The 25,131-nt window shown below is 61.4% G+C and carries 22 protein-coding genes and 2 pseudogenes; 14 read left to right on the top strand and 10 right to left on the bottom strand.

Annotated features, from left to right (window positions below):
* The first annotated feature begins 133 nt into the window (after positions 1 to 133).
* A complete protein-coding gene (locus CX511_RS09085) occupies positions 134 to 1,114 on the top strand; it encodes a hypothetical protein (protein WP_045189810.1) in 981 nt (326 codons plus the stop codon).
* Between the two features lie 5 nt (positions 1,115 to 1,119).
* On the opposite strand, the gene CX511_RS09090 is transcribed toward CX511_RS09085, so the two are convergent.
* On the bottom strand, positions 1,120 to 1,905 hold the full coding sequence (locus CX511_RS09090; protein ID WP_045189812.1) for a sulfite exporter TauE/SafE family protein: 786 nt from the start codon (positions 1,903 to 1,905) through the stop codon (positions 1,120 to 1,122).
* A 179-nt stretch (positions 1,906 to 2,084) separates the two neighbouring features.
* The gene (locus CX511_RS09095; RefSeq protein ID WP_045189814.1) at positions 2,085 to 2,705 is read right to left on the bottom strand and encodes a helix-turn-helix domain-containing protein; all 621 of its coding nucleotides are present in this window, start codon (positions 2,703 to 2,705) and stop codon (positions 2,085 to 2,087) included.
* 126 nt (positions 2,706 to 2,831) lie between these two features.
* Between CX511_RS09095 and CX511_RS09100 the strand changes: the two genes are divergently transcribed.
* The 3 genes from CX511_RS09100 (at position 2,832) to CX511_RS09110 (ending at position 5,495) form a co-directional block, all read left to right on the top strand.
* Complete coding sequence (locus CX511_RS09100) at positions 2,832 to 3,962, top strand: NAD(P)/FAD-dependent oxidoreductase (RefSeq protein ID WP_101293264.1); 1,131 nt, start codon at positions 2,832 to 2,834, stop codon at positions 3,960 to 3,962.
* 19 nt (positions 3,963 to 3,981) lie between these two features.
* Complete coding sequence (locus CX511_RS09105; protein WP_101293263.1) at positions 3,982 to 4,359, top strand: RidA family protein; 378 nt, start codon at positions 3,982 to 3,984, stop codon at positions 4,357 to 4,359.
* A 71-nt stretch (positions 4,360 to 4,430) separates the two neighbouring features.
* Positions 4,431 to 5,495 carry a YkvI family membrane protein gene (locus tag CX511_RS09110; protein ID WP_101293262.1) on the top strand — a complete coding sequence of 355 codons (1,065 nt, stop codon included), beginning with the start codon at positions 4,431 to 4,433 and terminating at the stop codon, positions 5,493 to 5,495.
* A gap of 47 nt (positions 5,496 to 5,542) precedes the next feature.
* Here the strand turns inward: CX511_RS09110 and CX511_RS25610 are convergent, their stop codons facing one another.
* The 3 genes and pseudogenes from CX511_RS25610 to CX511_RS09120 form a co-directional block, all read right to left on the bottom strand.
* Positions 5,543 to 6,328, bottom strand: a complete 786-nt coding sequence (locus CX511_RS25610; protein ID WP_373432782.1) for a methyl-accepting chemotaxis protein — start codon at positions 6,326 to 6,328, stop codon at positions 5,543 to 5,545.
* 69 nt (positions 6,329 to 6,397) lie between these two features.
* A pseudogene (locus CX511_RS25615) lies at positions 6,398 to 7,429 on the bottom strand (HAMP domain-containing protein); the annotation flags it as partial.
* 133 nt (positions 7,430 to 7,562) lie between these two features.
* On the bottom strand, positions 7,563 to 8,438 hold the full coding sequence (locus tag CX511_RS09120) for a LysR family transcriptional regulator (protein WP_101293260.1): 876 nt from the start codon (positions 8,436 to 8,438) through the stop codon (positions 7,563 to 7,565).
* Between the two features lie 126 nt (positions 8,439 to 8,564).
* Between CX511_RS09120 and CX511_RS09125 the strand changes: the two genes are divergently transcribed.
* Positions 8,565 to 9,011 carry a PACE efflux transporter gene (locus CX511_RS09125; RefSeq protein WP_045189824.1) on the top strand — a complete coding sequence of 149 codons (447 nt, stop codon included), beginning with the start codon at positions 8,565 to 8,567 and terminating at the stop codon, positions 9,009 to 9,011.
* 8 nt (positions 9,012 to 9,019) lie between these two features.
* Here the strand turns inward: CX511_RS09125 and CX511_RS09130 are convergent, their stop codons facing one another.
* The 5 genes from CX511_RS09130 to CX511_RS09150 all read right to left on the bottom strand — a co-directional run bounded on the left by CX511_RS09130 (position 9,020) and on the right by CX511_RS09150 (position 13,649).
* Positions 9,020 to 10,063: a hypothetical protein gene (locus tag CX511_RS09130; RefSeq protein WP_045189826.1), complete on the bottom strand. Its 1,044-nt coding sequence runs from the start codon at positions 10,061 to 10,063 to the stop codon at positions 9,020 to 9,022.
* A 244-nt stretch (positions 10,064 to 10,307) separates the two neighbouring features.
* A complete protein-coding gene (locus tag CX511_RS09135; RefSeq protein WP_045189827.1) occupies positions 10,308 to 10,994 on the bottom strand; it encodes a GntR family transcriptional regulator in 687 nt (228 codons plus the stop codon).
* A 16-nt stretch (positions 10,995 to 11,010) separates the two neighbouring features.
* Positions 11,011 to 11,715 carry a FadR/GntR family transcriptional regulator gene (locus CX511_RS09140; protein ID WP_045189829.1) on the bottom strand — a complete coding sequence of 235 codons (705 nt, stop codon included), beginning with the start codon at positions 11,713 to 11,715 and terminating at the stop codon, positions 11,011 to 11,013.
* Between the two features lie 69 nt (positions 11,716 to 11,784).
* Positions 11,785 to 13,095: a C4-dicarboxylate transporter DctA gene (locus tag CX511_RS09145; protein WP_045189830.1), complete on the bottom strand. Its 1,311-nt coding sequence runs from the start codon at positions 13,093 to 13,095 to the stop codon at positions 11,785 to 11,787.
* A 239-nt stretch (positions 13,096 to 13,334) separates the two neighbouring features.
* The gene (locus CX511_RS09150) at positions 13,335 to 13,649 is read right to left on the bottom strand and encodes a helix-turn-helix domain-containing protein (protein WP_045189832.1); all 315 of its coding nucleotides are present in this window, start codon (positions 13,647 to 13,649) and stop codon (positions 13,335 to 13,337) included.
* Between the two features lie 368 nt (positions 13,650 to 14,017).
* Between CX511_RS09150 and CX511_RS25620 the strand changes: the two are divergent.
* The 9 genes and pseudogenes from CX511_RS25620 to CX511_RS09190 all read left to right on the top strand — a co-directional run.
* A pseudogene (locus CX511_RS25620) lies at positions 14,018 to 14,182 on the top strand (PAS domain-containing protein); the annotation flags it as partial.
* 174 nt (positions 14,183 to 14,356) lie between these two features.
* Positions 14,357 to 15,466 (top strand): methyl-accepting chemotaxis protein, encoded by a 1,110-nt coding sequence (locus tag CX511_RS09155; RefSeq protein WP_373432783.1) that lies wholly within the window; start codon positions 14,357 to 14,359, stop codon positions 15,464 to 15,466.
* A gap of 20 nt (positions 15,467 to 15,486) precedes the next feature.
* On the top strand, positions 15,487 to 17,184 hold the full coding sequence (locus CX511_RS09160) for a putative bifunctional diguanylate cyclase/phosphodiesterase (protein ID WP_045189833.1): 1,698 nt from the start codon (positions 15,487 to 15,489) through the stop codon (positions 17,182 to 17,184).
* A 115-nt stretch (positions 17,185 to 17,299) separates the two neighbouring features.
* Positions 17,300 to 17,389 (top strand): K(+)-transporting ATPase subunit F, encoded by a 90-nt coding sequence (kdpF, locus tag CX511_RS09165; protein WP_045189835.1) that lies wholly within the window; start codon positions 17,300 to 17,302, stop codon positions 17,387 to 17,389.
* Positions 17,390 to 17,397: 8 nt separating this feature from the next.
* Entirely contained in the window at positions 17,398 to 19,092 is a 1,695-nt protein-coding gene (kdpA, locus tag CX511_RS09170) for a potassium-transporting ATPase subunit KdpA (protein WP_045189836.1), read from the top strand.
* Positions 19,093 to 19,102: 10 nt separating this feature from the next.
* Positions 19,103 to 21,157 (top strand): potassium-transporting ATPase subunit KdpB, encoded by a 2,055-nt coding sequence (gene kdpB, locus CX511_RS09175; RefSeq protein WP_101293259.1) that lies wholly within the window; start codon positions 19,103 to 19,105, stop codon positions 21,155 to 21,157.
* A gap of 16 nt (positions 21,158 to 21,173) precedes the next feature.
* The gene (gene kdpC / locus CX511_RS09180; RefSeq protein WP_101293258.1) at positions 21,174 to 21,734 is read left to right on the top strand and encodes a potassium-transporting ATPase subunit KdpC; all 561 of its coding nucleotides are present in this window, start codon (positions 21,174 to 21,176) and stop codon (positions 21,732 to 21,734) included.
* 9 nt (positions 21,735 to 21,743) lie between these two features.
* Positions 21,744 to 24,404, top strand: coding sequence for a DUF4118 domain-containing protein (locus CX511_RS09185; protein ID WP_045189841.1), 2,661 nt, complete (start codon positions 21,744 to 21,746; stop codon positions 24,402 to 24,404).
* On the top strand, positions 24,401 to 25,099 hold the full coding sequence (locus CX511_RS09190; protein WP_101293257.1) for a response regulator: 699 nt from the start codon (positions 24,401 to 24,403) through the stop codon (positions 25,097 to 25,099). The genes CX511_RS09185 and CX511_RS09190 overlap by 4 nt, the downstream gene beginning before the upstream one ends.
* Positions 25,100 to 25,131: the final 32 nt, after the last annotated feature.

Here is a 25,131-nt window from a genome sequence, read left to right on the forward strand (position 1 = left end):
GTTAAGACGCTCAGCGTCGTGAAGGATTTCTCTGATTTTCCCTGATGCCCGTTCAGCCTTGCGGCTTTCGGCTAGGATATTGCGCTCGAATGCCGTGCCGTTGTACGCATCCAGGAAAGGAGAACCAAGGCTGATGTGGGGATATGTCGCGCTCTATGTGTTGTTCGCAGCGGGCGTCTATTGTGTGGATCGTTTTACCCATCGTTCATTGTTTGTCAGGACCCAGAACCGGCACTTTCGCTGGAAGCTGAATTTCAGCGTGAGGGATTGGCGGCTCGACGAGTATCTGGCGGCAATTATTCTGACCTGTGCGGTGATCTTGCAGCTCATGCTGATGCTGTATTGGGCAGGCAATTCGCCCGATAAAACCTTGGCGAGGTGGCTGTTTGCGCTCTTGAGCCTTGGCTCCATCGTACTTGTCGTTCGCCTGCTTCGATTGGTAGAGCGTTATGCACGGCACAAAGGTTGGTTAACGGTGCTGGCTGCGCTGCTGACGGTAGCGGCGGGTCTGGTGGCCAGTGCAGAGACAGATGCTTTCATCCTCGCCCAGACCCGGCTCGAGCCAGGGCAATTCCCCGGGGCTCAGAAAACGCTGACATTCATCTATCTGGTTTACATCTGGTATTTGGCCACCAGCCTTCTGATGCCGCTGGTGATGTTCATCGGCGCACTGGTCTATGGGATGACCGCACCTGGGTTCAAGCAACAGGTACGGCGCAATCGGATCACTGCAATATGCTGGAATCTTTACATCCCAGGTTCCGACTGGCACAGACGCCACTGGCTTCGGGCGTCTTGCGTCATCGGTGTGCTGTACACAGCGGTGATTCTTCTGGGTTTTTCAGATGTGGTGAATGCCAAGCTTCGCACCGTACTACACGAGTCCCTGGTGTATGCATCCTTTCATCTTGGCCCCGAGGATTGTGCCTTATCCGATCAGCCGCCTGGTACACGGCTGGCTTTGCTGGCCAAAGGCGGGGTAGTGGTTGCTCAGCCTATGGCAGGCGGTTATCGCTATAGCGAGCAGGCCTGCTCGTTGCAGTCGGCCGCGCAGATGGAAACGGCGCGTCACCTGCGCATCAGAAACGCCAGGGCTCAGGATGCGTATTTTTGATGGTTTCAGAACGCCAGCTTGTAACCGATCATCAGCAGCATGGCCGCCAGACATGGGCGCAGGACACTGTCGGAAATGCGTCCGGTCAGGTGGCTACCCAGGTAGATCCCCGGCAGTGAGCCCAGCAGCAGGTAACCCAGCAGCGACCAGTCCATGTTGCCCATGCTCGCATGACCAAGACCAGCAACGAGGGTCAGCGGCACGGCGTGAGCGATCTCGGTACCGACCAGGCGGCGGGTAACCAGATAGGGATAGAGCAGAAACAGCGCCACCGTGCCCAGGGCGCCGGCACCGATGGACGTCAGCGAGACCATGACCCCTAGCACGATGCCGGTGATCACGGTCAGCACATTGAGTGCACTACCGCTCAAGTGATAGCGGTCGCCCGCGTGTTTGCTGGCGAAGGCTTGTAGTTTGCTTTTGAACAGGATGGCGAGGGCAGTGAGTATCAACACCACGGCCAGGCCTTGCTTGATCACGGCGTTGGCGGCTTGGGTGTCGGCATCCAGCGAGCTGAGAAACCACAGGGTCAGGGCAGCGGCAGGGACGCTGCCCAGAGTCAGCCAGCCGGTGATTTTCCAGTCGATGTTTTTGTTCTTGCCGTGAACCCAGACACCACTGGCTTTGGTAATGGCAGCGTACAGCAGGTCAGTGCCCACCGCGGTCGCCGGGCTGATGCCGAACCACAGCAGGATGGGGGTCATCAATGAACCGCCGCCCACGCCGGTCATGCCGACGATGAAACCTACGACCAGGCCTGCAATGGTGAAGCCGAAAGAACCTACATCCATAAATTACCTAAACGTCCAACGTGCCCGTGATCGGATGGCCGTCAGCATAAAGGTGTTTTTTATAGCCAAATAGACTAGTTCGTTATTAGGTTATAACCGTGGTTCGTAGCCGCTGCCGCCAGGCTGCGATCGGCTGCGCAGCAGCCGCCATCCCACCACACTGATGAACCCGAAGGGTGTCACCGATCAGTCATCACCACCATCACGTGGGCAGCGCCGCCATCTTCACTTTCTGACAGGTAGATGTGGCCGACATTGCTGTTGAAATAAGCCGTCTCCTGCGAGCCAATACTCACCGTCTCACCGGTCTCGAATTCAATCCGCACCCGGCCACTGAGCACCAAGGCAAATTCCTGCCCCGGATGACGAATGAAGTCATCGAACTGCTGACGCTCGCGCGCAATGATCCGCGCATACATCGGCGTCATCAGGCGCTCGGGAAACTCCCCGGCAATCGGGTGATAGTCATAGGTCCCTGTGCTGTAGCCTGGCGCGGAGGGCAGCGAATTGACCACGACCGTGGTGGGCGCCGGCGCATCGCCAACCCCGGAAGAACGAAACAACTGAGCGATATCGACATTCAGCGCGCGCGCTGCCGCCGCCAGTTTCTCGTAGCTCACCGATACCTGTGCCAGTTCCATTTTCGACAAGGTCGAGACCGGTACCCCGGAGCGTTCTGACAACTGCTTTAGGGTCAGTTGCTGACGCTTGCGTACGGTGCGCAGGCGCGCGCCGACTTCGATGCGATCGATCAGGGGCAGCGCGTCAGGGGGGGCGACAACAGGGGAGCGGTCACTCATCAACGATCTCGGTCAGGCATCACGGGTACGCATCTTACCGTGGCCGCTTGCGTATTTCTAAATTCTCATATATTAGAATTCTCATAAGTGATAATTCACAATTCTCCATCAACCATTGGCAAGGTTATGACGCAGACGTTCGACAGCGTGATTATTGGTGCCGGTATCGCCGGTGCATCCCTCGGTTACCGGCTGGCCGACCAGCAAAGCGTGTTGCTGCTGGAGCGCGAAGCCCAGCCCGGCTACCACGCCACCGGGCGTTCGGCGGCGATGTTCATGGAGGCCTACGGCACCCCGCAGATACAGGCTTTGACCCGGGCCAGCCGGGCCTTCTATGAGTCGCCTCCAGTGGGGTTCTGTGAGCATCGGTTACTGGAGCCGCGTGGCTGCCTGTATGTTGCCACCCGTGAACAACAGGCGTTGCTGGCCAGCAGTTACGCGCAGAACCTGGCCAACGGCACCGAAGTGCGCCTGCTCGATTCCCAGGCGGCGTTAGCGTTGGTACCGAGTCTGCGAGAGGAGGTGTTGGCCGGCGCGATCCACGAGCCAGGTGCCATGGACCTCGATGTGCATGCCTTGCACCAAGGCTTCTTACGGGGTTTTCGCCAGGCTGGCGGCACCCTGCGCTGCAATGCCGAAGTGCTTGAGGCGAGTTTTGCCGACGGCCTTTGGCAGCTTCACCTGGCTGATGGCAGCGTCGTCCAGGCGCGGCAGTTGGTCAACGCCGCCGGCGCCTGGGCTGATCAGGTTGCGACGCTCTGTAGCGTGCAGCCCGTCGGCCTGCAGCCGTGCCGACGCAGTGCCTTCACCTTCGAGGGGCCACAAGACCAGGCGTTCGCGCAATGGCCGGCAGTAATCGGGGTAGACGAGAGTTTCTATTTCAAACCCGATGCCGGGCAGTTGCTTGGCTCACCGGCCAATGCCGATCCGGTTGCGCCTCAGGATGTCGTGCCAGAAGAGCTCGACGTAGCGATCGGGATCTACAACATCGAAGCATTGACCACCCTGACGATACGCCGCCCCAGCCACACCTGGGCCGGGCTGCGTTCTTTCGTCGCCGATGGCGATCTGGTGATCGGCCGGGATCCGCACAATCCGGCGTTTTTCTGGTTGGCGGCGCAAGGTGGCTATGGCATCCAGTCGGCGGCGGGGGTCTCGCAGCTCGCCTGTGCGTTGTTGCTGGATCAAGCACTGCCTGCCTCCTTACTCCGCGAGGGTGTCGAGCCGCAACGCTTGTCACCGGCGCGTTTTCGTTAACCCTGCAAAGGACATTGTCATGAGCTCGACTATTCAACGTATTCCCAGCCACCTGCCGTTTCCGTTCTCCAAAGCCGTCAAGGTCGGCGGCTTTTTGTTCCTCTCCGGGCAGGTCCCGATGAGCCGCGACGGCGACGTGGTACGCGGTGACATTCAGACCCAGACCCAGGCAACCCTCGAGCGTATCGGCGAGACCCTGGCCGAATGCGGTGTCGGCTTCGACCAGGTGGTCAAAGCCACGGTGTGGCTGTCGGACATGGCGCATTTCGCCGGCTTCAATGAGGTCTACAAAACCTTCTTCGCCAACGGTTATCCGGTGCGCTCGACAGTGACCGCCGGGCTTGCGCTGGGCGTGGATGTGGAGATCGAAGTACAGGCCTGGATCGATCACGGCTAAGGTCCCCCTACGCGGTACTGGGTAACAACAACAAGGTCCTGCAACGGGCCATAGAAGCCAGAGGGTTTGAGATGAAAGAACAGCTGAAAATTGCAGGCGCCTTTATCGGCGTTATCGTCGGCGCAGGTTTCGCCTCGGGGCGGGAGTTGATGCTGTTCTTCGTCAACTTTGGCCTCTGGGGGTTGCTCGGCACGCTGGTCAGTGCCGCGCTGTTCACCTTTCTCGGTATGGCCCTGGCGGGGCTGGGCAGCCGCCTGCACGCCACGTCGCACAAGGATGTGGTCTACGCCATTTGTGGGCGCTATCTGGGCTTGTTTGTTGACCTGTTGATCACCTTCTTCATGTTCGGCGTGACGGTGGTGATGCTGGCCGGTGGCGGTGCGTTGCTCGAGCAGCAGTTCGGGATTCCGGCGCTGACCGGTAGCGTGCTGGTGACTCTGCTGGTAGTGGCGGTGGTGTGCCTGGATGTCAACAAGGTGATTGTGCTGATCGGTGCGGTCACGCCGTTCCTGATCCTGGCGGCGATTGCCATTGCGTTGTACGCAGTGTTCACCCGCGACTTGAGTTTCGCCGCCCTTGACCAAGTCGCCAGTCAGCAGGAGGCCGGCGCCCGTCACTGGTTGCTGGGGGCCTTTCTGTATGTCTCGTACAACGTTGTTGCCGGGGCGCCGATGCTGGCGATTCTCGGAGGGGCGGCGCGCGGGGAGAAAACTGCGATCTGGGGCGGCATTCTCGGCGGGGCGGGGCTGGGTGGCTTGATGTTGATCATGAGTGCCGGCCTGCTCTCACGTCTGGATACGGTGGCCGACTTGCCGATGCCGATGCTGTCGATTGCCAGTGAAGTGTCGCCCGTGTTGGGCGTGATCATGTGCGTGATTATCTTCGGCATGATCGTCAATACGGCGGTGGGCATGCTCTATTCGTTCGTAGCGCGGTTGTTGCCGGCAGGTACCCGCAACTTTCGCCTGGGCTCGGTGGCAGCGGGGGTGGCGGCGTTTGTCTGTAGCTTGATCGGTTTTATCAGTCTGGTCGGCCAAGTCTATCCGTTCTTCGGCTACCTGGGCTTTGTGGTCATGCTGGCGGTGCTGATCGGCTGGCTGCGTATGGGCAGGATCAAGCGCGCGGTGGTGGCGTAACGTCGGCGCTTGGCGAGGGCACTGTCTGCCCTCGCCAAGGCTTACGGTCAGATCTTGAAGCTGTCGACCAGTTGCTTGAGGCGACCGGCCTGTTGGGCCAAGGCATCGCAATGACGCAGGGTGTCATTGAGGTTGGCCACGCCTTGCTGGTTGAGGACGTTGATCTGAGTGATGTCCAGGTTGAGGCTCTCGACTACGGCGGTCTGCTCTTCGGTTGCCGCTGCTACCGACTGGTTCATGCCGTCGATCTCGCCGATGCGCTGGGTAACGCTGCTCAGGCGCTCACCAGCCTGATTGGCAACCATCACGCTTTCTTCGCTCGACACCTGGCTGGCGTTCATGTTGTGCACCGCCTCGCGTGAGCCGACCTGCAGGGTGGTGATCATTTTGTGGATCTCTTCAGCCGACTCCTGGGTACGGTGCGCCAGGTTGCGCACTTCGTCGGCAACCACCGCAAAACCACGACCGGCTTCACCGGCACGGGCGGCTTCAATGGCGGCGTTCAGCGCCAGCAGGTTGGTCTGCTGGGAGATGCCCTTGATCACGTCGAGGATCTGCCCGATGTCATCGGTGCTGGCGTTGAGGGTTTCGATCTGTTCGCAGGATTCGCTGATTTTCTGCGACAGCGAGGTCATCGCCGAGATGGTTTCTTCTACCACCTGACGGCCGTCATGGGCCTGTTCGCTGGCGCCGCTGGCGTGCTGCGAGGCATCGGCGGCATTGCGGGCGATTTCCTGGGTGGCTGCCCCCAACTCGTTGATCGCAGCAGCCACGCTGTTGGTACGCATGCTTTGTTCTTCGGAACCGATGATCGAGGCGTTGGACGCGCTCATCACCCGCTCAGACAGGTCATGTACCTGACGGGTGGCCGAAGACACCTCAGCAATCGAGGCATGAATACGCTCAACGAACTGGTTGAAGGCACCGGCCAATTCACCAAACTCATCCTTGTTTTCCACGACCAGACGGCGGGTCAGGTCGCCTTCGCCCTGGGCGATGTCCTGCATGGCGCGGCCCATGGTGGTCAGCGGACGCATCAGCACCGGAATCAGCAAGCCGAGCAGGCCGGCAATGGCGGCGACGGCGATGAGCATGGCGATGATCGCCGAGGTGCGGAACTGGCTAAGGCCGGCGTAGGCCTTGTCTTTGTCGATAGACAGACCGATGTACCAGTCAGCCGAGGGCAAGCCGCTGACCGGCGCGAACGAGATGATCCGCTCCTGACCCGCCAAGGTCACGTCATGAGTCCCCGGGGCCACCTGCAGGCTGCTGCCTGGGTAGATGTCTTTGAGGTTCTTCATCACCTGATCTTTGTTCGGGCTGACGATCACCTGGCCATTGCGATCAACCAGGAAGGCATGGCCGATGCCGCCGAAGTCCACGGCATTGATGATGTCGACCAGGGTGCCCAGGCTGAGGTCGCCACCGACGACGCCGAGCAGTTCACCGTTGGCCTTGCTCTTGACCGGCATGGCAATGGTCACCACCAGGCCACCGACGGCGGCCATATACGGCGGCGTCAGCATGGTCTGGTTGGCGGCGACAGCGGCGCTGTACCACGGGCGCTGACGAGGGTCGTAGCCGTCCGGCATTTTCGCGTCCGGACGCTGAGTGAACACCCCGTTGGCCTGACCGACGTAAGTGAACTGGAAGTTGTTGGTGAACGAAGGCTGATCGACCAGGCCAGGGAAGTCGGCATTGGCGCCTTGGTGGGCGACGTTCTGCGCGAGGTTCTCCAGTACCAGGATGCGACCGCTCATCCAGTTCTGCACGCTGCTGGCCGTTTGCGCACCGGCTTGCTTGACCGACGATTCGATGTTCTGGCGGATGGTGTTGCGTTGCAGGTAATCGTTGTAGAGGGTGAACAAAGCAAATGCCAGAACCACGACGCCGCAGGCGCACAGCAGGATCTTGTGGCGAAATTTCAGGTTCATGTTCCGAGACCTTTGTGCCAGTAAGGAGGAGTGCCGAGCGGTGCTTTTGGCCAATGCTCGTACCTATCCAGACGGCTATCGGCCGCGGCCGCGAAATATTGATAGGCAAAATGCCGCAGGGGCTGTCAGGTTCCTAAAGCAACCCCACCAACTCCTGCGCCGCCTTGTGCAGCGGCTGGCTGTGGCGCCAGAAGGCATGTACCGGCAGTTGTAGCTCATTGTGGGTGTTCTTGAAGTCGAGGCGCAGCAGGCGACCGGCGGCCAACAGCGGCGCCACTCGCGATAAGGGGAAATCACCCCAGCCCAAGCCGGCCTCAACCATGTCCACGGCCATGCTCAGGCTGTCGGTGCGCCAATGCGCCTTGCCAATCAAGGCACGGGTATCGGTGATCGGCAGGTCGCGACTGGCCACCAGGATCTGGCGGACATTGGCCAGGTCTTCAAGGTAAGCAATCTGCCTGGGTTGGCGCTGCAGGGCAGGGTGTTGCGGGGAAATCGTCGCTACCAGCGATTCCATGCCGATGTTCTGGAAGCGTTGTTGCGGGTCGACCGCCAACCCGGCGAACGCCAGGCACAGGCTGACGCGGCCGCTGTGCAGCAATTGCAGGGCTTCTTCCTGGGGGGCGCTGAGCACTTCGACCTCCAGCAGCGGATAGCGCTCGCTGATGGTCTTGATTGCCGCCAGCAGCGGGCGGTGGTCGATGTCCGGCACCACGCTGATGGCCAGAGTGCTTTCCAGCCCTTGCGACAATTCCAGTGCATGCACCTGCAATTGCGCCAATTGTGCAGCGATCATTCGCGCATGGGGCGCCAGCGCCTGGGCCAGGGCGGTGGGCCGGGTTTCCCGGTGCGTACGCTCGAACAGCGCGTAGCCAAGCTCCGCCTCAAGGTTGCCGACCGCCATGCTCACTGCCGAAGGTACCCGGCCCAAGGCGCGGGCGGCGGCCGAGAATGAACCGCAGTCGAGCACGGCGAGAAACAGTTCGATGTTGTCGCTGGAAAAATTCAAATGGGCAATCTCCTGTCAGTAAATCTGATAGCAGCTGACTTTTTCTGTCAAGAAAATTGACGCATTCTTGCCTGCCTCAGCGGCCCGAACGGGCGGCGATTTGGCGAATGAATTCGAGGTAGTACGGTGCAAGGTGTCAAACGCAAACTGGTCTACGTGACCGCTTATGAACTGATCGGCCTGTGCATGTCGACCCTGGGCCTGGCCTATTTGTCGGACACGGCGCCGAGCAATACCGGGCCGTTGGCGGTGATGATCACCACCATCGCCATGGCCTGGAACTTCATCTACAACACCCTGTTCGAGTACTGGGAAAGCCGCCAGACCAAGCGTGGGCGCAGCATTGCCCGGCGGGTGGCCCATGCCATTGGTTTTCAACTGACCCTGGTGGTCTTCCTGATTCCGCTGATTGCCTGGTGGCTGGACATGAGCCTGGTCGAAGCCTTCCTGGTGGACCTGGCTTTCATCATTCTGATTCCTTGCTACACCTTCATCTACAACGGGTTGTTCGATCGGATTTTCGGTTTGCCGACATCGGCTCAGGCTGTAGACGACAGCCGTGTTGCAGCCTGAAACGGTTTTTACTGCGTCGGCAGGACGATACGCAGGGAGCCGCTTTGCGGTTGCTCCTGCACCTGTCGTGACCCGATCAGGCCTTCCTCGATTTCGCCGGACAGGTAATACACCCCGGCCATGGCGCCGGTCTTGCGGTTCTCCATCAGCTCACGCCATTCCTCGTTGAGTGCCACATTGAGGATTACCCGCAACTGCTCGATCATCGCCGGTTGTTGCTGATTGTGGGTCACGACACCGTAGCCGGTGGCGACCACTGAAATCAGGGTGCCGGCGACACGGCCCACGGCGGTGGCCACCGCACTGGCAATGCCCCGTGGCGCCAGCGTCGCACCGAGCTTCTCACTGGCGTCCTGCGCCACTGATGACAGGCCGATGTCGGAACGTTGAGTGCCCGCACGCACTGAGCTGTGCATGCGCCCAATCAACGCGGCATAGGCCGGCTGCTCGGCCAATGGCTTGCTGTAGAGCAATTGGTAGAGCGAGGCATCGCGTGCCGCCGGCGGCCCTAGATTGATCGCCTTGATACGGGTCAGGCGTAGGTTGAATTGTTCCGGCGGCGCCCGGTAGCGCTGGGTAATCTGTTGCAGTTGCTGGCCGAGCAACTGGATATACAGCTCCATGGCGCGGTCGCGAATGCTTTCCGGGTCAATCTCCTTGGCGACCTGATCGAGTACCTGGCGGTGATACTGCTCCTGCAGGTAAAGCGCCAGACGCTTCTGCGGCGGCTCCTTGCCTTCGCCGCTGTTCATCTTGTACCAAGCCACCTTCATGGTCAGCCATTGCTGGGTCCAATAACCGGTGAACCAGGGGATAAAGTCGCTTTCGGTGTACTGCTGCACGCGGTCTTTCCATACGCGCATGGAACGCCGGGCGTAGTCATTGACTGAGCTGGTACAGGCCAGCGAGGCGTCGATGATCTCCCGATCAATCTGCTCCCAGGTGGCAGGGTTCAGTGGCACCGGGGGCGGTTCGGCGGGCTTCTGACGTGAGGCGCAACCACCCAGTACAAGCAGCACGAGCAGGAGAATCAGAGGGGAACGGCGGCTCACAAGCGCTACCCCCTTGTGGCGGGATGCTGGGTGGGTTTAAGACCTCGGTGGGTTAAGTATAGGTGGGAGAGGGCGCGGAGACAGTGACACTAATTCGAGTCGTCACGGCGCCGCTCCAGCGGCCTTGCGCGAACCTTGTGGGAGCGGGCCTTGCCCGTGATCGAGCGCGCAGCGGTCGCCATCCCGGCGCCACCGGTTGTGCTGGCTTCACAGGCCTCAATCGCGGGGCAACGCCGCGCCTGCCTCAGCCCTCCAGATTCAGCTTGGCCTCGATATGGTCCAGGTGCTCGTGCATTAGCGCCAGCGCGCGCGCGCCGTCACCTTGCTCCAGCGCATCGATGATCGCTGCGTGTTCTTGCCAGGCGCAATGGCTGCACGGACGGGCCTCATACTGGGCAATGATCAATGAGGTTTGCGGCACCAGGCCATTGAGAAAACGCGTCAGCGGGGCGTTGTTGGCGATTTCCGCCAGTTTCAGGTGAAATTCGCCGCCCAGACGAATGGCCGTACAGCGTTGACCCTGCTCGTGGTGCTGGCGTTCGCGGGCGACCAGTTCGCGCAACTGACGAATCTTCGCCGGGCGCGAACGGTGCGCCGCCAAGGTAATCAGGGTGGTTTCGGCCAGTCGCCGGGCGCTGAGGATCTGCCGCGCCTGTTGTGGGTCGGGGGCGGCCAGGCGCGCGGTGTGACTCGGGCGCTGAACGATCACTTGCTGGTCGCACAGGCGGCCAAGGACCCGACGAATCACCGTGCGGCTGACGCCAAACGCCTCGCCCAGCGCCTGCTCAGGCAGGGCGCTGCCCGGCGCCAGACGCTGTTCGAGAATGGCATCGAACAGGCGCGGGTAGATCTGCTCGGCCGACAGGCGTACTTCGCCATGGGCCAGTAACAAGGGCAAGGGGGTCACAGGGGCTTGGGCGCTGGCGTTCATCAATGCTCTCCTGGGGTCAGTTGGCCGGATGCTCTTCCGGGATGTTCAGTTCGATACCCATGCGCCGGCCTTCCTGAAGGATGTGGTGGCGCATCTGCGCACTGGCTTGGGCGCTGTTCTTGTTGCGGATGGCGCGAACCACCGCTTCGTTTTCTTCCAGCCGCGCCGCCAGGTGCTCGGGGGAGTTGCGCAACACCGCCGCGCTTTGTTTGAGGGCGTTGCTGGTTTGCTGGACCACACTCTGGAAAATCGGATTGGCGGTGAGGGTGAACAGCTCTTCGTGGAAGGCGATGTAGGCGTTGACCCCGGCTTCGCTGTCCTCGGCCTCAAGGGCTTCGCGCATGTCCATCAGGGTCAGGCGCAGTTGGCCGATTTCCTTGCTGCTGATCGACTGGGCCACCAGGCCGACGATAAACGGCTCCAGGGTGTAACGCAGTTGCAGGACGTCTTCCAGGCTGGCCTCCGCCACCCCGGTTTGTGTCTGGGGGCTTTCAGCCAGGTCGGCATCGAGCACCAGCACACCTTTGCCCGGCATTGAGCGCACCAGGCCAAGGGTTTCCAGGACGGTTACCGCTTCACGCAGGCTGGGGCGGCTGATGCCCAATTGCTCGGCCAGCTCGCGCTGGCCGGGGAGCATGTCGCCGGAACGCCACTGGCCGCGGGCCAGGGCCTGGCGGAGTTTTTCCACCACTGAGTTCACTACGGTCGATGAAGTAATCACTGTTCACTCCATGAGAACACTTGCATGGTTTGCTCCTGTGGCCGGCAGGGTGAGTGCCGGCCGCTTTTCTCAGAACTCTTGTTGATGGGCGTTGGGCATTTTGCGCTGGGCAAAGCCGAAGCCCTGTTTGCCGGCCAGCACATTGTTGGCCCGCTCCATGTCGATATCACCTTCCCAGCGGCCGATGGCGACGGTGGCCACGCAGTTGCCGATCAGGTTAGTCAATGCCCGGCCGATGCCCATGAACCAGTCCACCGCCAGTACCAGTACCAGGCCAACCACCGGAATTGCCGGAATCGCGGTCAGGGTGGCGGCCAGGATCACCAGGGCCGACCCCGGAATGCCATGGGCGCCTTTGGAGGTGATCAGCGACACCAGAAGGATTGTCAGCAGGTCGGTCATTGCCAGTGGGGTGCCGGTGGCATTGGCGATGAAGACAATGGCCAGGGTCAGGTAAATCGAAAAACCGTCGAGGTTAAAGGAGTAGCCGGTAGGGATCACCAGGCCGACGGTGGAATTACCGATACCCAGGTGCTCGAGTTTGCGCATGATCTGCGGCAGGACAGCATCGGAAGACGCAGTACCCAGGACAATGGTCAGCTCTTCGCGCAGGTATTTGATGAACGGCAAGATGCGCAGACCCGACAGGCGCATCACGGTGCCCAGGATCAACAGTACGAAACCCATGCAGGTCAGATAGAACAGCGCAACCAGGCCGCCCAGGTGCTGCAGCGATTCCAGGCCATATTTGCTGGTGGTGAAGGCGATGGCACCGAACACACCCAGCGGCGCCAAGCGCACGATCATGCCCATGATGCGGAAGATCACATGGCTCAGTTCATTGATCAGCCGTGAAATGCCGGAAGCCGCTTCACCAACAAGGTTCAGCGCACTGCCGAACAGCACCGAGAACAGCAGCACCTGGAGGATGTTGTTGTCAGCGAAGGCGCCGACCACTGAGGTCGGGATCAGGTCCATGAGGAACGCGGCGGTGCCGTGGATGTGCTGGCCACGTTCGGCCAGGTTGCCAGCTTCGGCAGTGGACAGTTGATCAAGGTGAATGTTGGCGCCGCTGCCGATCCCGGAGGTAAAGGCAAACACCAGACCGATGACCAGCGCGATGGTGGTCAGGATTTCGAAGTAGATCACCGATTTAAGGCCGATCCGTCCGACCTTCTTCAGGTCACCCGCACCGGAAATGCCGCTGACCACAACACAGAACACAATCAGCCCGATGAGCATCTTGATCAGTTTGATAAAACCGTCGCCGAGGGGTTTGAGCTGCAGAGAGACTTCGGGGAAGCTGAGGCCACAGGCGACGCCAAGCACCAGGCCGAGCACTACTTGGAGGAAGATCGAACGCGAGCACCATTTGAGCATGGGAGGGATCTCTGATCGGTGTCCTTGCTTCGATGCCGCAGGCGGCGAAAGAGCGGAGGACTTAATTATTGTGGTCTTACCGGTATGTCCAGTGCCGGGCCAGTGTAGGCGCGTATTTTTAAGCTTTGCAAGCGCTTTTCGGCTGAAAGGTGAAGAATTGGTTTTACCGGTCTTACCAGTTGTGGTGCAGTACGAGGATGACGCCAGGCAGGCAAGGCCTGCCGGCGGGTAAAGGAGGGCTAGCGCTTGGACAGGGCCCGATCAACGGCGGCGATCAGATCGCCCAAGGCGTGGGGCGGGGCGTTATGGATAACGCCGAACAGGTAAGCACGCTGTTCGTCTTCGTCGTCTTGCGCAGTGAAAAAGGCTTTCAATTGGATGCCCAGAATTTCGGCAAAGAGCAGCAGGGTGTCCACGCTAGGGGTATAGGTGCCGGTTTCGAAGCGGCTGATGGTCTTGGGGTCAAACCCGGACCGTTCGCCAAGTTCAGCCTGAGTAAGCCCGGCGACCTTGCGGTAGCGCTTGATGGCCGAACCCAAACTTGAATGATTCATTGCTTGATTCCCATTTAGAATCAAGAACTTAACGGTAACCAGGGGAATAGCACAACGCCACATTCCATCACATTTAGTTGCAAAATGTGATGTAATTCATCCCGTGAATGGGCTGGACAAGTCAAGCTTCAGCAAGTTTCAACCCAATTTCATTGCCCGGTCACCTGTGCAAAAGCCCTATTGACGGGCTTTCTCAGTTCCGGATGAATGGTTTGCGCCACGCGACAGACCGCAGTAAAGGGAGTTTCATCGTGCGTCTCAACATGCCGGTCACCTCAGTCGAACAGACGTTTGGTGAGGATCAACGGCTTATTTCTGCAACCGACACTGCCAGTAATATCACCTATTGCAACGCTGAATTTGCCGCCATGAGTGGCTTCAGTCAGGCCGAACTGATCGGTAGCCCGCACAACCTGGTACGTCACCCCGACATGCCTACTGCGGTATTCCAGCAGATGTGGCAGTACCTCAAGGCCGGCCAGAGCTGGATGGGGATCGTCAAGAACCGCTGCAAAAACGGCAACTTCTATTGGGTCAGTGCCTACGTAACCCCGATTCTGGAAAACGGTCGCCTGATCGGTTATGAGTCGGTGCGGGTCAAGCCGACCCGTGAACAGGTACGCCGCGCCGAAGCACTCTATGCGCGCTTGCGTGAGGGTAAGCCGCCTGTGGCGGTTGGTCGACGTCTGACGCTGTTGGCGCAGGTGATGGGCGTGCCACTGCTGGCGGGTGTGGCCGCGATCGGCGCGCAGAACCTGCTGCCTGGCTGGCCAGGCCATGGTATTACGCTGGGGCTGTTCGGTCTGCTTGGGGGGTGGGCGCATCAACGTCTGGGGCGGCAGTTGGCGCAGATAGTCCGGTGCTCGGGCAACACCTTCGCCGACCCGCTTGTGGCGCTGACCTTCAGCGACGCGCTGGGCCCGGCAGCGCAGTTGCAGTTGATCCTGATCAGTGAAGAGGCGCGGCTGAAAACGGCCCTGACCCGTCTGAGCGATCTGGCGGTGCAAATGAATGAGGCGGCCCGCGATTCCAGCCGTTTATCGCGCACCACCGAATCGGCCTTGCTCGAGCAGCGCGCCGAAACCGATATGACCGCCACTGCCATGACCGAGATGGCCGCTTCGATTGCCGAGGTCGCGCGCCACGTGCAGGAAACTGCCGGTGAGGCGCACACCGCCAATCAACTGGCCGGGCAGGGCAGTGAAGTGGCAGGCACCATGCGCGAGGCAATCCAGCTATTGGCCAGTACCGTCAGCCAGATCAACCAGGCCGTGACCCACTTGGCCGGCCAGACCCAAGACATCTCCCTGGCCGCCGATGTGATTCGCAGCATCGCCGAGCAAACCAACCTGTTGGCCCTCAATGCCGCCATCGAAGCCGCCCGTGCCGGCGAGCAGGGCCGTGGTTTTGCCGTGGTCGCTGATGAGGTGCGGGCGCTGGCCGGCAAGACCCGGCACTCGACCGTCCAGATCCAGGGCATTATCGAAACCCTGCGTGCGGGTGCCGATGAAGCGGTGAGTATTGCCAGCCTGGGCATCGACGAAGCTGAGCACGGCGTCGCCCGTGTGCTTGAGGCGCAGCAGGCCTTGCAGGGGATTCGTGGCGCGGTGGAGCGGATCAGCGCTATGAGCCAGCAAATGGCTGCAGCGTCCCAGGAGCAGTCGTCGGTGGCCGAGGAGGTCTGTGCGCAGATCACCCGCGTGGCCGGCACGGTGCAGCACACCGCAGAAAATGCCAATGCCGCCGCCACCCGCGGCGCGGAACTGGAACACATTTCTTTGGGCCTGCGTGCCCTGGTTGAGCGCTTCAATCGCTGACCCTTGGGTACGAGAATTTCATGGACGATAATTACCGCACGGCCGTTGATGCGGCCGCGATTTTTTCTGAAACCGACCTCAGTGGCCGGATCACTTACGTCAACGAGCAGTTCTGCAGCATCTCCGGCTACCGGCGTGACGAATTGCTTGGGGCCAATCACCGCATTCTCAATTCCGGCTTGCACGATCCGGCTTTTTTTGACGGTATGTGGCGTGCCCTGGTTGCCGGCAAAGTGTGGAAGGGCGAAATCTGTAACCGGGCCAAGGACGGTTCGTTGTATTGGGTCGACAGCACCATGGTGCCGCTGATCGATCCGGCCAGTGGTCGGGTGCGCAAGTATGTGTCGATCCGCTTCGACGTGACTGAGAAACGTCAACTGCTGCATACCCTGCAATGGCGAGTGGGGCATGACGTACTGACCGGCTTGCCCAATCGTGCCTACCTTTCCGATTTACTCAATCAGGCATTGGAGTTTTCCCGGCGCGAAGACATCGCCCTGGCGGTGTGCATGCTCGACCTCGATGGTTTCAAGGCCGTCAACGACGGCTACGGCCATGCTAGCGGCGACCTACTGCTGGTGGAGGTGGCCAATCGCTTGAAGGGTATTTTGCGCGTCGGCGACGCGGTGGCGCGGCTCTCGGGCGACGAATTTGTGTTGATCTTGCGCCATGTGCAGCAACCCAAGGAGTTGCAGGCGGCGCTGCAACGCGTGCTCAAGGCGATCGCCGCGCCGTATTCGATTCGTGATCGTGAGGTCAGTGTCAGTGCCAGCATCGGTGTGACCCTGTTCCCTCTCGACAACGAAGATGCCGACACCTTGGTGCGCCATGCCGATCAGGCGCTGTACGTGGCCAAGCAGAGTGGCCGCAACCGCTATCATCTGTTCGACGTGTCGCTGGACCGTGAGGTCAAAGCGACCCATCAGACCGTGGCACGGGTACGTCAGGCCCTGATCAAGGGCGAGCTGTGCCTGCATTACCAGCCCAAGGTCAACATGCGCAGTGGCCAGGTGCTTGGTTTCGAAGCCTTGTTGCGTTGGCAGCACCCACTCAAGGGCTTGGTGGCGCCGGCCGATTTCCTGCCACTGGTGGAAAAAACCGACCTGATTGTCGACATCGGCGAGTGGGTGATCGCTCAGGCCATGGCTCAGATGCAGCGCTGGCAGCAGGCCGGGCACGCCTGGCCGGTGAGCGTCAATATCGCCGCCCGCCACGTTCAGCGCAGCGATTTTGTCGAGCGCCTCAAGCGCTTGTTGGCGCGTCATCCGGCGGTAGCGCCGCAGATGCTCGACCTGGAAATCGTCGAGTCAGTGGCGATCGAAAATATCCAGCGCGTCAGCCAATGCCTGGAAGCCTGCCAGCAGCTGGGTGTGCAGTTCTCGCTGGATGATTTCGGCACCGGTTACTCATCACTGAGCTACCTCAAGCGCTTGCCCACCCGCACCATCAAGATCGACAAGTCGTTCGTGCGCGACATTCTTCATGACCATGACGACCTCGCCCTGACCCGCGCGGTGATCGGCCTGGCCCGCGCGTTTGGACGCCAGGTAATTGCTGAGGGCCTGGAGAGCGTAGAGCACGGCCAGTTGCTGATGGGGTTGGGCTGTGATGTTGCCCAGGGCTATGGCATCGCCCGGCCGATGGCAGCTGAGGACGTCGTCGACTGGGTCGCCAGCTACGTGCAGCCGTCGCAATGGCAGGACCTGACAGGGCATTGAAGGCGTTCTTTACGCATTCTTTATGGTGCGCCCAGGGTCTCGGTCTCGCAGCTTTACAGGGGCTCTCTGGACAATAACCGTCAGCGGCGAAGTGCCGTAAGGACGGAGAGTTTCGATGAGCATTCTGGACGGCGTGTCACTGCTGCTGGCAGTGGCGTTGATGATCTACCTGATGATCGCGCTGCTGCGCGCTGACCGGGGATAGGAGCGACCATGCACAGTTACGATTACGCGTTGCTGCTGGCGTTCTTCGCGCTGGTGTTGGTTCCGGCTCCCTGGCTTGGGCGCTTCTATTACAAGGTGATGGAGGGTCAGCGCACTTGGCTGTCGCCACTTCTGGGGCCGGTGGAGCGTGGTTGCTACCACCTGGCCGGGGTCCGCACCGATACCGAGCACAACTGGAAGCAGTACGCCCTGGCCTTGCTCGCCTTCAACCTGGCGGGCTTCGTTCTGGTTTTTGCGGTGCTGCTGTTGCAAGGCTATCTACCGCTCAATCCGCAGCACCTGCCGGGCCAGGAATGGTCGTTGGCGTTCAACACGGCGGTGAGTTTTGTCACTAACACCAACTGGCAGGCCTACAGCGGTGAAGCCTCGGTCAGCTACCTCAGCCAGATGATCGGCCTGACGGTGCAGAACTTTGTCAGTGCCGCCACCGGCCTTGCCGTGCTGGTTGCCCTGTGTCGCGGCATTGCCCGGCGCTCGGCGCAGACCCTGGGCAACTTCTGGGTCGACATGACTCGCGCCACCCTCTACGGCTTGTTGCCCCTGTGCCTGCTGCTGGCGTTGTTGCTGGTTTGGCAGGGCGTGCCGCAAACCTTCGGCCACTATGTCCAGGCCCTGACCCTGCAAGGTGCTGACCAGACGATCCCGCTGGGACCCGCAGCCAGTCAGATCGCGATCAAGCAACTGGGTACCAACGGTGGCGGCTTCTTTGGCGTCAACTCGGCGCATCCGTTCGAGAACCCGACGGCCTGGAGCAACCTGTTTGAAATGGCCTCGATCATTCTGATCCCGGCAGCGCTGGTGTTCACCTTCGGTCACTACGTCAAAGACCTGCGCCAGAGCCGCGCGATCATCGCCTGCATGCTGGCATTGTTCCTGATCGGCGGCGGTACGGCGCTGTGGTCCGAGTACCAGGCCAATCCAAGCTTGCACAACCCGCAGGTTGCCCAGACAGCACCGCTTGAAGGCAAAGAGAACCGCTTTGGCACCACTGCCAGTGTGCTCTGGACCGTGACCACCACCGCCGCCTCCAACGGCTCGGTGAACAACATGCACGACAGCCTCAACCCCATCAGTGGCATGGTCGCCATGGTCAATATGATGGTCGGCGAGGTGATCTTCGGCGGCGTCGGCGCTGGGCTCTACGGCATGTTGCTCAACGTCCTGATCGCGGTGTTCCTGGCCGGCTTGATGATCGGGCGTACGCCGGAATATCTCGGCAAGAAACTCCAAGCCCGTGAGGTGCAACTGTTGGTCGCGACCCTGTTGGTGATGCCCGTCGGCGTGCTGGTGCTCGGTGCCCTGGCGGCGAGCCTGCCAGGCCCGGCGGCGGCAGTGACCAATCCCGGCGCCCATGGCTTCAGCCAGGTGCTCTACGCCTACACCTCAGCCAGTGCCAACAACGGTTCGGCCTTCGCAGGCTTCGGGGCCAACACCACTTTCCACAATTTGATGCTGGGGCTAGGCATGTTGATCGGTCGCTTTGGCTACATCCTGCCGGTACTGGCCTTGGCCGGCAGTCTGGCAATGAAGAAAGCCGCACCCGTGGGCGAGAACAGTTTCCCTACCCATGGCCCGTTGTTCGCCACCTTGCTGGTCGTCACCATTCTCTTGATCGGTGGCCTGACCTTCTTGCCGGCCCTGGCTTTGGGCCCGATTACTGAACACCTGAGCCTGGGTTTCTGAGGAGCTAATCATGAATATGCCGATTCCTGAAGTGAAAGCCGCTCCGGCCCCGGCGGCACGGACCAGCTTCGCTGCATTGTGGCGCCCGGCCTTGGTGCAGGCGTTCGTTAAACTCAATCCGCGCCAGCTCAAGCGCTCACCGGTGATGCTGGTGGTCGAGCTGACGGCGATTTTCACCACCTTGCTGTGCCTGCTGCCTGATGCCGAAGTACCGACCTCGGTGGCGGTGCAGATTGCCCTGTGGCTGTGGTTTACCGTGTTGTTTGCCAACTTTGCCGAAGCCCTGGCCGAAGGCCGCGGCAAAGCCCGTGCTGACAGCCTGAAAGCGGGTAGCCAAGGCTTGAGTGCGCGGCGTCGCACGGCCTCGGGCAGTTTCGAGGAGGTCGCCGCCACCCGCCTGCGCAAAGACGATGTGGTCAAGGTAGTGGCCGGTGAAATGATTCCCGGTGACGGCGAAGTGATCGAAGGTATTGCCGCCGTGAACGAAGCGGCAATCACCGGTGAATCCGCGCCGGTGATTCGTGAATCCGGTGGTGATCGGTCCGCCGTTACCGGCAACACGCGGCTGGTTTCTGACTGGTTGCTGATCCGTATCACCAGCAATCCCGGCGAGTCGACCCTGGACCGTATGATCGCCCTGGTCGAAGGCGCCAAGCGTCAGAAGACGCCCAATGAGATCGCGCTGGATATTCTGCTGATCGGCCTGAGCATGATCTTCCTGGTGGTTGTGGTCACCTTGCAGCCGTTCGCCCATTTTGCCGGTGGCAGCCTGCCGCTGGTGTTTCTGGTGGCGCTGCTGGTTACGCTGATCCCGACCACTATCGGTGGTCTGCTGTCAGCCATCGGTATCGCCGGTATGGATCGCCTGGTGCGTCTGAACGTGATTGCCCGTTCCGGCCGTGCCGTGGAAGCCGCCGGTGACGTGCATGTGCTGATGCTCGACAAGACCGGCACCATCACCTTCGGCAACCGTCGTTGCAGTGCCTTGCATGCCGCGCCCGGTGTGAGTAGCAAGGAGCTGGGGGAGGGTGCCTTGCTCGCCTCGCTGGCAGACGATACCGCCGAGGGAAAATCGATTGTCGAATACCTGCGCCAGTTGCACGACTTCAGCGAACCCACCAGCGATCAGCTCACGCCGGTAGCTTTCAGTGCCGAGACCCGCTTGTCGGGTGTGGATTTCCAACAGCGGCGTTTTCGTAAAGGTGCGGTCGATTCAGTGCTGGCCTTCGTTGGCCTGCAGCGTCTGGAGATGCCGGCGGCACTCGCTCGCGAAGTGGACAAGATTGCCCAGAGCGGCGGTACGCCCTTGCTGGTCTGTGTTGATCAACGTTTGCTCGGCGCCATCCACCTCAAGGATGTGGTCAAACCGGGGATTCGTGAACGCTTTGCCGAGTTGCGCAAGCTGGGCATCCGGACGGTGATGGTCACTGGTGACAACCCTCTGACCGCTGCGGCGATTGCCGCCGAAGCCGGGGTCGATGACGTGCTTGCCGAAGCCACGCCGGAGAAAAAGCTGGCACGTATTCGTCAGGAGCAGAACGACGGACGCCTGGTCGCCATGTGTGGTGACGGCGCCAACGACGCGCCGGCGCTGGCCCAGGCCGATGTCGGTATGGCCATGAACGATGGTACCCAGGCCGCCCGTGAAGCCGCCAACATGGTTGATCTGGACAGCGATCCGACCAAGCTGCTGGATGTGGTCCAGGTCGGCAAAGAATTGCTGGTGACCCGCGGTGCCTTGACCACCTTCTCGATTGCCAACGACGTGGCCAAGTACTTCGCCATCCTGCCCGCCCTGTTCGCGGCGATCTACCCGCAACTGGAGGTGCTCAATCTGATGCACCTGAGCAGCCCGCAGAGCGCGATCGTCTCGGCCATTGTTTTTAACGCGTTGATCATCGTTGCGCTGATCCCCCTGGCCCTGCGTGGCGTGCGGGTGCAGGCGGCAAGCGCCGCGCACCTGCTGCGCCGCAACCTGCTGATCTATGGGCTGGGCGGGCTGATCGTACCCTTTGCGGGGATCAAACTGATCGACATGCTGCTCACCGCTTTGCACCTGGTCTGAGACCAAGGAGATGATCATGACCTCTTATGTACGTCCGGCCGTGAGCCTGATTCTGTTGATGACCCTGATCACGGGGGCGGTGTACCCGCTGGTGGTCACCGGGGTGGCCCAAGTGGCTTTCCCTGAGCAAGCCAACGGCAGCTTGCTGCGTGATGAGCAGGGTCAAGTACGCGGTTCGCTGCTGATTGCCCAGGATTTCAAGGGCGATGCCTGGTTCCACTCGCGGCCCTCGGCAGCCGACTACGCCACCGTCGCCAGTGGTGCCAGCAATCTGGCACCGAGCAACCCGGCGCTGGCCCGGCGCATCAACGACAGCGCCGCTCAGCAGTACATCGAGGCACAGGGCGCAGTGCCGCTGGACTTGCTGACCACCTCCGGCAGTGGCCTGGACCCGCATTTGTCGCCTGCCGCGGTGGCCTATCAGCTGGCGCGGGTAGCCGCGGTGCGGCACGTCAGCACAGAGGCCTTGCAAGCCCTGGTAGAGCAGTCCACCCTGCAGCCATTGATCGGTCCGCCGGTGGTCAATGTACTGACGTTGAACGCAGCCCTCGAACGGCTCGCCCCGGTTTCGAAATAAGGAACAGCAGTGAGCGATAGCAATACCGAACGCGCTGATGCGTTGTTGGCTGGGCTGCCGCGCGAAGGGCGCGGCAAGCTCAAAGTGTTCCTCGGCGCAGCGCCAGGTGTGGGCAAGACCTACGCCATGCTCCAGGCCGCACATGCCCAGTTGCGCGCGGGTGTGCAGGTGCTGGCGGCGGTGGTCGAGACCCATGGCCGGGCTGAAACCGAAGCCTTGCTCGCCGGCCTGACGCAACAACCGCTGCTGCGCTCCGAGTATCGCGGTGTGCAGCTGGAGGAAATGGACCTCGATGGTCTGCTCAAGGCCGCACCGCAACTGGCGCTGGTCGACGAGTTGGCCCACAGCAACGCCCCCGGCAGTCGCCACGCCAAGCGCTGGCAGGACGTGCAGGAACTGTTGGCCGCCGGTATCGATGTCTACACCACGGTCAACGTCCAGCACCTGGAGAGCCTCAACGATCAGGTGCGTGGCATTACCGGCGTGCAGGTGCGCGAAACCCTGCCGGACTGGGTGCTGCAGGAAGCCTTCGAGCTGGTGCTGATTGACCTGCCACCGCGCGAACTACTCGAGCGTCTGCGCGAAGGCAAGGTGTATGTGCCCGAGCAGGCCCGCGCGGCGATCGATGCTTTTTTCAGCCAGACCAATCTCACGGCGTTGCGCGAACTGGCCATGCAGACGGCAGCGGCCCAGGTCGATGCTGACCTGGCGCACGGTTATCGTCAGCTCGGTCAGGACGCACCGTCCTTGCGTGGCCGTCTGTTGGTCGGTGTGGATGGCGATGCCCAGGCCGAACGCCTGGTGCGCCATGCCTGCCGGGTGGCTCAGCGTCGGCACCTGCCATGGAGCCTGGTGCATGTCGACAACGGCAGGCTGCGCGACGAAACCGCACGCCAACGCTTGCAGGCCGCCCAGCAGCTGGCAGAGCGACTGGGCGGCGAAGTGGTGCTGCTGCGTGCCGGTGAAGTGGCCAAGACCCTGATTCAGCATGCCTTGGAGCGTCGCGCCAACCTGGTGTTGGTTGGCCAGTCACGTGATCGCCTGCGCCGGCGGTTGTTCGGGGCCGGAGTGGCCGCGCGCTTGTTGCGTGAGGCCCATGGCCTGGAAATCAACGTGCTCGACCGTGACGACCGGCCTGAACCACCGAGCGCAGCGGCGAAAAAGGTCTGGGTCTGGCGCCACTACCTGCTGGCGCTGGTCGCCACCTTGCTGGCCACCGGCATTGCCTGGGGCGTTTCTGCGGTCCTGGCCTTGCCCAACATCTCGCTGGTGTTTCTTGCCGCCGTGTTGCTGGTGGCCGTACGCAGTAGTCTGGGACCAGCGCTGGCCTGCGCGCTAATGTCCTTCCTGACGTATGATTTTCTGTTTATCCCGCCAAACTTCTCCTTCAGCATCCAGCGAGAAGAAGATGTACTGACTTCGCTGTTCTTTCTGTTGATGGCGGCGCTTACCGGCAACTTGGCCGCACGCCAGCGCCGCCAGTTGCAGGCGCTGCGGGAAACCCAGGAACAGACCAACCAGTTGCTGGATCTGTCGCGCAAACTGACGGCCGCCACCGATCGCCAGGCGGTGTTCAATGCTGCCGGGCAACACCTCGATGGCTGGAACGATGTGCAGGTGTGCCTGCTTGAGCGTGATGTCGAAGGTCGTCTGCAGGTCGTCAGCGCTGGCAGCGTGCAGTTCAGCGATAACGAACGGGCTGCCGCCGATTGGGCGTGGCAGCACGATCAGGCGGCAGGTTTAGGCAGCGATACCTTGCCCAATGGCCGTTGGTGGTGGTGGCCGTTGTCGGTGGAAGAGCAACCGCTGGCGTTGCTTGGCGTACGTCCGCGCCAGGGCCAGAGCCTCACACCGCAGCATCGACGTTTGCTTAAGGCCTTGAGCCAGCCGTTGGCCCAGGCCCTGGCGCGAGCGCGCCTGGCTGAACAGCTGGAAGCTGCGCGTCTGCACGGCGAAACCGAGCAGCTGCGCAGTGCCTTGCTGGCTTCGGTGTCCCATGACCTGCGCACCCCGTTGACCGCCATGCGCGGCAGTATCGACAGCCTGCTGGCCCTCGGTGAGGCCATTGCGCAAGCTGACCGCCAGGAATTGCTTGAAGGCACGCGCAATGAGGCTGAACGTCTGGACCGTTACATCCAGAATCTGCTGGACATGACCCGCCTGGGCCATGGGGGCCTGAAGCTGGCCCGAGACTGGGTGGCGCCAACCGACATCGTTGGCAGTGCGCTCAATCGCCTGCGCGTGGTGCTGGCGCCGTTGCAGGTGAGCACCGAGGTGCCGGACGGCCTGCCGCTGCTGTTCGTGCATGCTGCCTTGATCGAGCAGGCGCTGGTCAATGTAGTGGAGAACGCTGCGCGCTTTTCCCCGGCCAACGGGCGCCTGCAACTGCAAGTAGTGGCTGAGGGCGAGCAATTGCGTTTCGCGGTCAGCGACGAAGGGCCGGGTATTCCCGTAGCCGATCGCGAGAAGATCTTCGACATGTTCTACACCGCCGCCCGGGGCGATCGGGGCGGGCAGGGCACAGGCCTGGGCCTGGCAATCTGTCAGGGTATGATCGGTGCCCACGGCGGGCACATCCTGGTCGGTGAGGGTATCGATGGTCACGGCACCTGCATCACATTATGCTTGCCGCTGCCCACTCAGCCTGAGCCTGAAAGCGAAGCCCTATGAGCCAGATCGCCACACTGCTGGTCATCGATGACGAACCCCAGATCCGCAAGTTCCTGCGCATCAGCCTGAGCTCTCAGGGCTACAAGGTGGTGGAGGCGGCGACGGGCGCCGAGGGCTTGACCCAGGCCGCGCTGGCCCGCCCGGATCTGGTGGTGCTGGATCTGGGCCTGCCGGACATGGACGGCCAGCAGGTGCTGCGTGAATTACGCGAATGGAGCCCGGTGCCGGTCTTGGTGTTGTCGGTGCGCGCCAGCGAAATCCAGAAGGTCGAGGCGCTGGACAACGGTGCCAACGACTACGTGACCAAGCCGTTCGGCATTCAGGAGTTTCTCGCTCGGGTTCGGGCGTTATTGCGCCAGGCGCCACAGGCGACGGCAACCGATGTGGCGCCGAGCTTCGGCCCGTTGACGGTCGACCTGGCCTTTCGCAAGGTGACCCTGGACGGTGCCGAGGTTGCGTTGACCCGCAAGGAGTATGCGTTACTGGCGCAATTGGCGGCGCATCCGGGACGGGTGATCACTCAGCAGCAACTGCTCAAAGACATCTGGGGGCCGACCCATGTCGATGACAGTCACTACTTGCGCATCGTGGTTGCCCACGTGCGGCAAAAACTGGGGGATGATCCGACAGCGCCGCGGTTCATCATCACCGAGCCTGGGGTAGGGTATCGCCTGGTGGGGCCGGAACAGGGTTAAGCAGTACCAGGATGTAGCCGCTGCCGAGGCAC

This window comes from Pseudomonas sp. S06B 330, from assembly GCF_002845275.2.
Taxonomy (GTDB): domain Bacteria; phylum Pseudomonadota; class Gammaproteobacteria; order Pseudomonadales; family Pseudomonadaceae; genus Aquipseudomonas.

Excerpts from the sequence above, each read along its gene's own strand:
- CX511_RS09085 (WP_045189810.1), top strand. The coding sequence starts at position 134 with ATGTGGGGATATGTCGCGCTCTATGTGTTGTTCGCAGCGGGCGTCTAT.
- CX511_RS09090 (WP_045189812.1), bottom strand. The coding sequence starts at position 1,905 with ATGGATGTAGGTTCTTTCGGCTTCACCATTGCAGGCCTGGTCGTAGGT.
- CX511_RS09095 (WP_045189814.1), bottom strand. The coding sequence starts at position 2,705 with ATGAGTGACCGCTCCCCTGTTGTCGCCCCCCCTGACGCGCTGCCCCTG.
- CX511_RS09100 (WP_101293264.1), top strand. The coding sequence starts at position 2,832 with ATGACGCAGACGTTCGACAGCGTGATTATTGGTGCCGGTATCGCCGGT.
- CX511_RS09105 (WP_101293263.1), top strand. The coding sequence starts at position 3,982 with ATGAGCTCGACTATTCAACGTATTCCCAGCCACCTGCCGTTTCCGTTC.
- CX511_RS09110 (WP_101293262.1), top strand. The coding sequence starts at position 4,431 with ATGAAAGAACAGCTGAAAATTGCAGGCGCCTTTATCGGCGTTATCGTC.
- CX511_RS25610 (WP_373432782.1), bottom strand. The coding sequence starts at position 6,328 with ATGAGCGCGTCCAACGCCTCGATCATCGGTTCCGAAGAACAAAGCATG.
- CX511_RS09135 (WP_045189827.1), bottom strand. The coding sequence starts at position 10,994 with ATGAACGCCAGCGCCCAAGCCCCTGTGACCCCCTTGCCCTTGTTACTG.
- CX511_RS09145 (WP_045189830.1), bottom strand. The coding sequence starts at position 13,095 with ATGCTCAAATGGTGCTCGCGTTCGATCTTCCTCCAAGTAGTGCTCGGC.
- CX511_RS09150 (WP_045189832.1), bottom strand. The coding sequence starts at position 13,649 with ATGAATCATTCAAGTTTGGGTTCGGCCATCAAGCGCTACCGCAAGGTC.
- CX511_RS09155 (WP_373432783.1), top strand. The coding sequence starts at position 14,357 with ATGGGCGTGCCACTGCTGGCGGGTGTGGCCGCGATCGGCGCGCAGAAC.
- CX511_RS09160 (WP_045189833.1), top strand. The coding sequence starts at position 15,487 with ATGGACGATAATTACCGCACGGCCGTTGATGCGGCCGCGATTTTTTCT.
- kdpF (WP_045189835.1), top strand. The coding sequence starts at position 17,300 with ATGAGCATTCTGGACGGCGTGTCACTGCTGCTGGCAGTGGCGTTGATG.
- kdpA (WP_045189836.1), top strand. The coding sequence starts at position 17,398 with ATGCACAGTTACGATTACGCGTTGCTGCTGGCGTTCTTCGCGCTGGTG.
- kdpB (WP_101293259.1), top strand. The coding sequence starts at position 19,103 with ATGAATATGCCGATTCCTGAAGTGAAAGCCGCTCCGGCCCCGGCGGCA.
- kdpC (WP_101293258.1), top strand. The coding sequence starts at position 21,174 with ATGACCTCTTATGTACGTCCGGCCGTGAGCCTGATTCTGTTGATGACC.
- CX511_RS09190 (WP_101293257.1), top strand. The coding sequence starts at position 24,401 with ATGAGCCAGATCGCCACACTGCTGGTCATCGATGACGAACCCCAGATC.